Source organism: Sediminibacterium sp. FW305-C-269 (assembly GCF_058231045.1).
Window position 1 is genome coordinate 39,130 of sequence record NZ_JBIQXQ010000003.1, and the last position, 7,824, is coordinate 46,953.

At 46.8% G+C, this 7,824-nt stretch carries 5 protein-coding genes; all 5 read left to right on the forward strand.

Annotated features, from left to right (window positions below; translation table 11 throughout):
- The first annotated feature begins 21 nt into the window (after positions 1-21).
- The 5 genes from xylA to rpsA all read left to right on the forward strand — a co-directional run bounded on the left by xylA (position 22) and on the right by rpsA (position 7,767).
- Positions 22-1,350 (forward strand): xylose isomerase, encoded by a 1,329-nt coding sequence (gene xylA / locus ACH3Y6_RS10130; RefSeq protein ID WP_490835496.1) that lies wholly within the window; start codon positions 22-24, stop codon positions 1,348-1,350.
- A gap of 111 nt (positions 1,351-1,461) precedes the next feature.
- Positions 1,462-2,592 (forward strand): aldose epimerase family protein, encoded by a 1,131-nt coding sequence (locus ACH3Y6_RS10135; protein WP_490835497.1) that lies wholly within the window; start codon positions 1,462-1,464, stop codon positions 2,590-2,592.
- 91 nt (positions 2,593-2,683) lie between these two features.
- Positions 2,684-4,354 (forward strand): sodium:solute symporter family transporter, encoded by a 1,671-nt coding sequence (locus ACH3Y6_RS10140; protein ID WP_490835498.1) that lies wholly within the window; start codon positions 2,684-2,686, stop codon positions 4,352-4,354.
- A 181-nt stretch (positions 4,355-4,535) separates the two neighbouring features.
- On the forward strand, positions 4,536-5,702 hold the full coding sequence (gene uxuA / locus ACH3Y6_RS10145) for a mannonate dehydratase (protein ID WP_490835499.1): 1,167 nt from the start codon (positions 4,536-4,538) through the stop codon (positions 5,700-5,702).
- Positions 5,703-5,865: 163 nt separating this feature from the next.
- Positions 5,866-7,767, forward strand: coding sequence for a 30S ribosomal protein S1 (gene rpsA / locus ACH3Y6_RS10150; RefSeq protein ID WP_490835500.1), 1,902 nt, complete (start codon positions 5,866-5,868; stop codon positions 7,765-7,767).
- Positions 7,768-7,824 lie beyond the last annotated feature (57 nt).

Below are 7,824 nucleotides of genomic sequence, written 5' to 3' on the forward strand. Positions count from 1 at the left end.
TCATGATCAAACCATCACAATATGAAAGTAATAACAGGCAGTAAAGAATTTTTTCAGGGGATAGGCCAGGTAAAATATGAAGGAACCGGCAGTGATAATCCATTGGCCTTTCGTTGGTACGATGCAGACAAGGTAGTAGCCGGCAAAGCCATGAAAGACTGGTTACGTTTTGCCTGTGCCTACTGGCATTCCTTTGTAGGAAATGGAGGCGATCCGTTTGGGGAACCTACGCATCTGTATCCATGGAACGCAAAAGCAGATGCAGTAGAAAGAGCAAAGGACAAGATGGATGCAGCTTTTGAGTTCATTACCAAAATGAATATTCCATACTACTGTTTTCATGATGTGGATGTAGTGGACTATACGGATAATGTACTCGAGAATGAGAGAAGGCTACAGGCGCTGGTCGAATATGCCAAAGAGAAACAGGCTGCCAGCGGTGTAAAATTGTTATGGGGTACTGCGAATCTTTTCAGTAACCGTCGCTACATGAATGGAGCAGCCACGAATCCCGATTTTCATGTGTTGGCACATGCCGGCGCACAGGTAAAAGCGGCATTGGATGCCACGATTGCACTGGGAGGTGAGAACTATGTATTCTGGGGTGGACGTGAAGGGTATATGAGCTTGCTGAATACCGATATGAAACGGGAGAAAGAACATCTGGCCCGATTCCTGCACACGGCCAAAGATTATGCACGCAGGCAGGGTTTTACCGGAACCTTCTTTATAGAGCCCAAACCTTGTGAGCCAAGCAAACACCAGTATGATTATGACAGCGAAACAGTGATCGGTTTCCTACGCCAGTTCGATCTGCTGAATGATTTTAAATTGAATATTGAAGTGAACCATGCAACACTTGCCGGGCATACTTTCCAGCATGAACTCCAGGTGGCAGCTGATGCAGGGGTACTGGGCAGCATGGATGCCAACCGGGGCGATTATCAGAACGGTTGGGATACGGACCAGTTTCCCAATAATATCAATGAGTTGGCAGAGACTATGCTGGTAGTGCTGGAAGCAGGTGGCTTTGCAGGAGGTGGTATTAATTTCGATGCCAAACGCAGACGGAATTCTACCGACCCGGCAGACCTTTTTTATGCCCATATCGGTGGTATGGATGTGTTTGCCAGAGCGCTGATTGTGGCGGACCAGGTACTGCAGCATTCAGATTATCAAAAAATCCGGAAAGACAGGTACGCATCATTTGACAGTGGTGCAGGGAAGGATTTTGAGACAGGCAAGATGACGCTTGAGGGGCTACGCGAGTTCGCCATCGCACAGGGAGAACCCAGAGTCGTTAGCGGAAAACAGGAATATCTGGAAAACCTGATCAACCGGTTTATTTAAACTAATTTTAAAACGGATACTGGTCAGAGTCTGAGGTGTTTTAAGCAAAGTATGATATAACAGAAAGTGTAGAGCGGAAAACAGCCTAATCCGGATATATAAAATAAACATATGAATAAACAGGGTCTTTTTTTTCTGGCAGTCATGTTGGTATTATTCAGCTCCTGCCAGAACAGTACAACCCATACCGAACCTTCTCAAATGGGCTTTAAAATAACAGAGCAGCGTTTTGGAATTATCCAAAATGATACAGTGGTACAATATACACTGACCAACCCGCAGGGTATGCGGGTAAGCATTCTGAACTATGGCGGAACCGTTACACAGCTGTGGGTTCCTGACAGAAAGGGGATCTTGGGAGATGTGGTACTGGGCTTCGATTCACTGTCCGGATACCTGCAGAAAGCAAATCCATATTTCGGATGTCTGGTGGGACGTTATGGCAACCGGATTGCCAAAGGAAAATTCATATTGGATGGCCGGACTTATCAGCTTACCCTGAATGATCATGGTAATACTTTACATGGAGGTCTGCAGGGACTTGATAAAGTGATCTGGCAGGCCAGTAAGCCGGCCGGCGACAGCAGTCTGAAACTTACGTATACCAGTAAAGATGGCGATCAGGGTTTCCCGGGTAATCTTATGATAGAAGTAGTGTACACACTCAGTTCCGATAATGCCCTGCAGATCGCTTACAGCGCCACCACAGATAAAGCCACCCCGGTGAATCTGACCAATCATTGTTATTTTAATTTATCTGCCGGAAACCAGAATACCATCCTGGATCATGAAGTGATGATACAGGCAGAAAAGTTTACGGCAGTGGATAGTCTGTTGATACCGACAGGCCAGTTGCCTGCCGTAAAAGGAACCCCAATGGATTTTACATCTCCCAAAAAGATCGGTGCAGAACTGGCTGCTGTAAAAGGGGGGTATGATCATAACTGGGTATTGAACCGTAAGGGCAATGACCTTGAAAAAATGGCGACTGCATATGATGCCTCCAGTGGCAGGTTTATGGAAGTATTCACGACAGAGCCCGGACTGCAATTCTATACCGGAAATTTCCTGGATGGGACCCTGAAAGGAAAGCAGCAACAGCCATACCGGCAACATGCTGCTTTTTGTATGGAAACGCAACATTTTCCGGATGCTCCCAATCAACCGTTTTTTCCGAATACAATTGTAAAACCTGGCGAGACCTATCGTTCCCTCACACGTTACCAGTTTTCTGTTAAATAAACGCCGGCATGAAAAGAACCATACTCTTTGGCCGTCTTTTATGTTTTATCAAGATTCAAAACCACACCCCCACCAATAAATAACCGTCATTATGAGATCATTGCAAACTGCGGATTACATTGTTTTTCTCGTGTACTTTATCATTGTTGCTTCCTATGGATACTGGGTGTACCGGCGTAAGAAAAAAGCGAGCACTACTGCTTCACACGATTATTTCCTGGCCGAAGGATCACTTACCTGGTGGGCCATCGGCGCATCGCTGATCGCTTCTAATATTTCTGCCGAACAGATGATCGGAATGAGTGGTAATGGATTTAAAATGGGACTCGCCATCTCAACCTACGAGTGGATGGCAGCTGCCACATTGTTGATCGTAGCCATCTTTTTTATTCCGGTATACCTGAAGAATAAGATCTATACCATGCCGCAATTTCTGAACCAGCGTTATAACAGTACGGTGGCAATGATTATGGCGGTATTCTGGTTGTTATTGTATGTCGTAGTGAACCTGACGTCGATCTTATACCTGGGCGCATTGGCTATCCATGCCATCTCCGGGTTGCCTCTGTATCTCTGTATGATATTCCTCGCCTTATTTGCCATTGTCATCACATTGGGTGGTATGAAAGTGATCGGTTATACGGATGTGATCCAGGTGTTCTTCCTGATTGTGGGTGGATTGGCTACTACCTATCTTGCATTGACACTGGTATCCGAAAAGTTCGGAACAACAGGTGTCATGAATGGGTTGAAGCTGCTTACTGAAAAAGCCGATGATCATTTTCATATGATCCTGAAAAAAGATAATCCCAATTTTATCAGTCTGCCAGGCCTCACCGTATTGATCGGCGGCATGTGGATCGTAAACCTGAACTATTGGGGTTGTAATCAGTATATCACGCAGCGAGCGTTAGGGGCCGACCTGAAGACAGCAAGAAGTGGTCTGCTCTTTGCCGCATTCCTGAAACTGTTGATGCCTGTGATCGTTGTGCTGCCAGGAATTGCTGCATATGTATTGTATAACGAAGGCGGTTTCCAGGACCAGATGATGGTGAATGGAGAACTGGTGCAGGACAATGCCTATCCCGTTATGCTGAACCTGTTAGGGCCTGGTTTGAAAGGACTGGCATTTGCCGCTCTCACTGCTGCGGTGGTAGCGTCCCTGGCAGGCAAGGCCAATAGTATCGCCACTATTTTTACGCTCGATATCTACAAGAAAAAAATCGATCCTGATGCCAGCGAAAAGAAAATGGTCTGGATCGGAAAGATCTCAGTGATCATGGCCCTGCTCGTTGCTGTTCTTATTGCGCCGTTCCTGGGTATCGATAAAAAAGGCGGCTTTGAATTCATACAGGAATATACCGGCTTTGTATCGCCCGGTATCTTCGCCATGTTCATCCTGGGTTTTTTCTGGAAAAAGACCACTTCCAATGCAGCATTGTTTGCAACCGTGGGCGGATTTGTGTTCTCCGTATTCTTCAAGTTCCTTCCCAAATTTGCCGACCTCTCTTTCCTCGAACCCATGGGCTTCGCCGCAAAAGTGGAAGGAATCTATGAAATACCTTTTATCGACAGGATGGGTTTCGTATTTGTGATCTGTATCATCGGCATGTGGATCATCAGTACTGTTGAAAATAAACGCGGTGTCAAGACCAACGGACTTGAGATAGATAAATCTATGTTTAAACTCAACCCTGCTTTTGCGGTAGGGACTTTGATCGTAGGCGGTATTCTGACAGCGTTGTATACGATTTTCTGGTAGGGGGAGCGTGAGTAGTGAGTCGTGAATCGTGAGTAGTGAGTAGTCAATGGTGAGTGTTTTACTTCCTACTCACTACTCACTACTCACGAACGACGTTCCCGCCATCGATTTCGCAAATTTTTTCTGTCGGGATCGATGAAATATGTGGGGATACTTTTAGGTTTGACAAAAAGCAAGCGTTATGGCAATGGAACACACTATGCGATGGTATGGACCGGAAGACCCGGTTGATCTTTGGGATATACGCCAGGCCGGATGTACCGGCGTGGTCAGCGCTTTGCACCAGATTCCGGTAGGGGAGATCTGGACGGTTGAAGCCATCAACGAACGGAAGGCATTGATCGAAGCTGCGGGCATGACCTGGACCGTGATTGAAAGCCTGCCCGTGCATGAAGATATCAAGAGGCAGTACGGCAACTTCCAGGAGTGGATCGAAAAATATAAGATCAGCCTGCACAATGTAGCCACCTGCGGTCTGAAAGTGGTCACCTACAATTTCATGCCGATACTGGATTGGGTAAGGACAGATATTGCATACGAAATGCCCGACAGAAGTCGTGCCCTGTATTTTGAGAAAGCGGCTTTCATCGCGTTCGACCTGTTCCTTTTACAAAGACCCGGCGCAGAAAAAGATTATACTCCGGAAGAGATCGAAAGAGGTAAACAGAAGCTGGCTTCCATGTCGCAGGAAGAGAAAGACCTCCTGTGCAAGAATACTTTGCTGGGATTGCCCGGTAGTCGCGAGCAGTTTACGCCGGAACAGATCTTTGACGCGCTGAAGAAATACGAAGGCATTGACCGCGCCAAACTGAAAGAACATCTTTTCCATTTCCTGCGCGAAGTGGTTCCCGTGGCAGAATCACTTGGATTGAAAATGGCCATCCATCCGGATGATCCTCCCTATTCAGTGCTGGGGCTGCCACGTATCATGAGCACCGAAGCGGACGCCCATGACCTGCTCGCTGCTGTTGCTTCACCTGCCAATGGTTTTTGTTTCTGTACCGGCTCTTTCGGGGTACGCCCGGATAATGATCTGCCCGGTATGGTAAAACGCCTGGGTGATTATATTCATTTCCTCCACCTCAGAAGTACCCGAAGGGATGACCTGGGTAATTTCTATGAAGCCGATCACCTGGATGGCGACGTGGATATGTATGCTGTGGTGAAGGAGATCGTTCAGGTGCAGAAACGCCGCGGTATCTCCATTCCTATGCGCCCGGATCATGGTCACCAGATGCTGGACGACCTGAAAAAATCCGGAGCCTACCCCGGTTACACCGCCATCGGCCGTTTAAGAGGCCTGGCAGAATTGAGGGGCCTGGAACTGGGAATTGAGAGAAACCAGTAGAATATTGAATGGTGAACAAGGAATTTTGAATGTTGAAGTGTACACACTTCAACATTTTTTTATTGATTATCAATAAGTTACATCATTCATCCTTCCTTGTTCACCATTCAATATTCAATATTCCCTACCTTTGCTCCCCCGAAATAAAACCATCGGGTATTTTATGAATCTTATTAACAAACAACTAAACGCAGATGCTCAGGAGAACGCTGCAGCTTCAGAAGCTGTAGAAGTTACTACTGCGACAACAAATGCACCTGTGGCAGAGCCGGTAATTGAAACCGCTCATGATGATTTTGACTGGAGCATTGACAAGCGTAATGTGAGTCACTATGCTGAAACAGAAAGAATGAAGTACGACAAAGTGTATGATGACACTTTCGTACAGATCAATGATGGCGAGATTGTAAGAGGTGGGGTAGTTGCTTTGACCAAAACAGATGTGGTTGTAAACATCGGTTTTAAAAGTGATGGCCTCGTTTCCCTGAACGAATTCCGCGATGTGCCAGGACTGAAAATAGGTGATGAAGTGGAAGTGATGGTAGTGGAGAAAGAAGACCGTTCCGGTAACCTGCACCTGAGCCGCAAATCAGCCCGCATTTTCCGTGCATGGGAAAGAATTGTGGAAGTACATAAGACCGGAGAAGTGATTACCGGAACCGTTACCAGCAAAACCAAGGGTGGATTGATCGTAGACGTGTTTGGAATGGAAACATTCTTGCCAGGTTCTCAGATCGATGTGAAGCCAGTAACTGATTACGATCAGTTCGTAGGCAAGACCATGGAATTCAAAGTGGTTAAGATCAACGAAACCATCAAGAATGCCGTAGTATCACACAAAGCCCTGATCGAAAGCGATATCGAAGCACAGCGTGCAGAGATCATGAGCAAACTCGAAAAAGGACAGGTACTGGAAGGTGTGGTGAAGAACATCACAGATTTCGGTGCATTCATGGACCTCGGTGGTCTGGATGGTCTGTTGTACATAACCGATATTTCATGGGGCCGTATCTCTCACCCAAGCGAAGTGGTGAAGATGGACCAGAAATTACAAGTGGTGGTACTGGATTTCGACGACGACAAGAAACGTATCAGCCTGGGTCTGAAACAACTGACGCCACATCCATGGGATGTGCTGCCTGAAGGCCTGGCCGAAGGTTCAGTAGTGAAAGGTAAAGTGGTGAATATTGAAGATTACGGTGCGTTCCTGGAAATTCAGCCTGGTGTGGAAGGTCTGGTACATGTATCAGAGATCACATGGGCCAATACGCCGATCAACGCGAAGGAATTCTTCAAACTGGGCGATGAGTACGAAGCAAAAGTGGTTACCCTGGATAAGGATTCCCGCAAGATGAGCCTGAGCATCAAACAAATGAGCCAGGATCCCTGGAATACCATCGAAACCAAATTCCCTGAAGGCAGCAAACACAAAGGTCTGGTGAAAAACATCACTCCTTACGGTGTATTTGTTGAGCTGGAACCAGGTATCGGCGGTATGATCCACATCAGCGACCTGAGCTGGTTAAAGCGTTTCAACCACCCAACCGACTACACCAAAGTTGGCGAGCAGATCGATATCATCATCTTAAGCATTGATAAAGAGAACCGCAAACTGCAGTTGGGCCACAAACAACTGGAAGAAGATCCCTGGAATGCACTGGAAGATACCTTTGCTGTAGGTACCATCCACGAAGGCACTGTTACCCGTAAGGATGACAAGGGAGCCCTGGTTCAGTTACAGTATGGTCTCGAAGGTTTTGCCCCTAACCGTCACCTGAACAAGGAAGATGGCAAACAGGTGCAGGCCGATGAAACTGCTCAGTTCATGGTGATCGAGTTCGATCGTAACGAAAAACGTATCGTTCTTAGCCATGCACGTATCTGGGAACAGAACGTAGCTGATGCGGTAGCAGCGGAGAAAAAAGAAGCCAAAGCTGAAGCGGATAACACCAAAAAAGCGGTGAAAAATATCCAGTCTAAGGTAGAAAAAGCAACCCTGGGCGACCTGGGTGCACTGGCCGAGATCAAAGCCAAATTACAGGAAGGAGAGGGAGACGCTAAATAAGCGACTCTTTCTGGGAAATAGACAAAAAAGCCACCTGAAAAGGTGGCTTTTTTGATG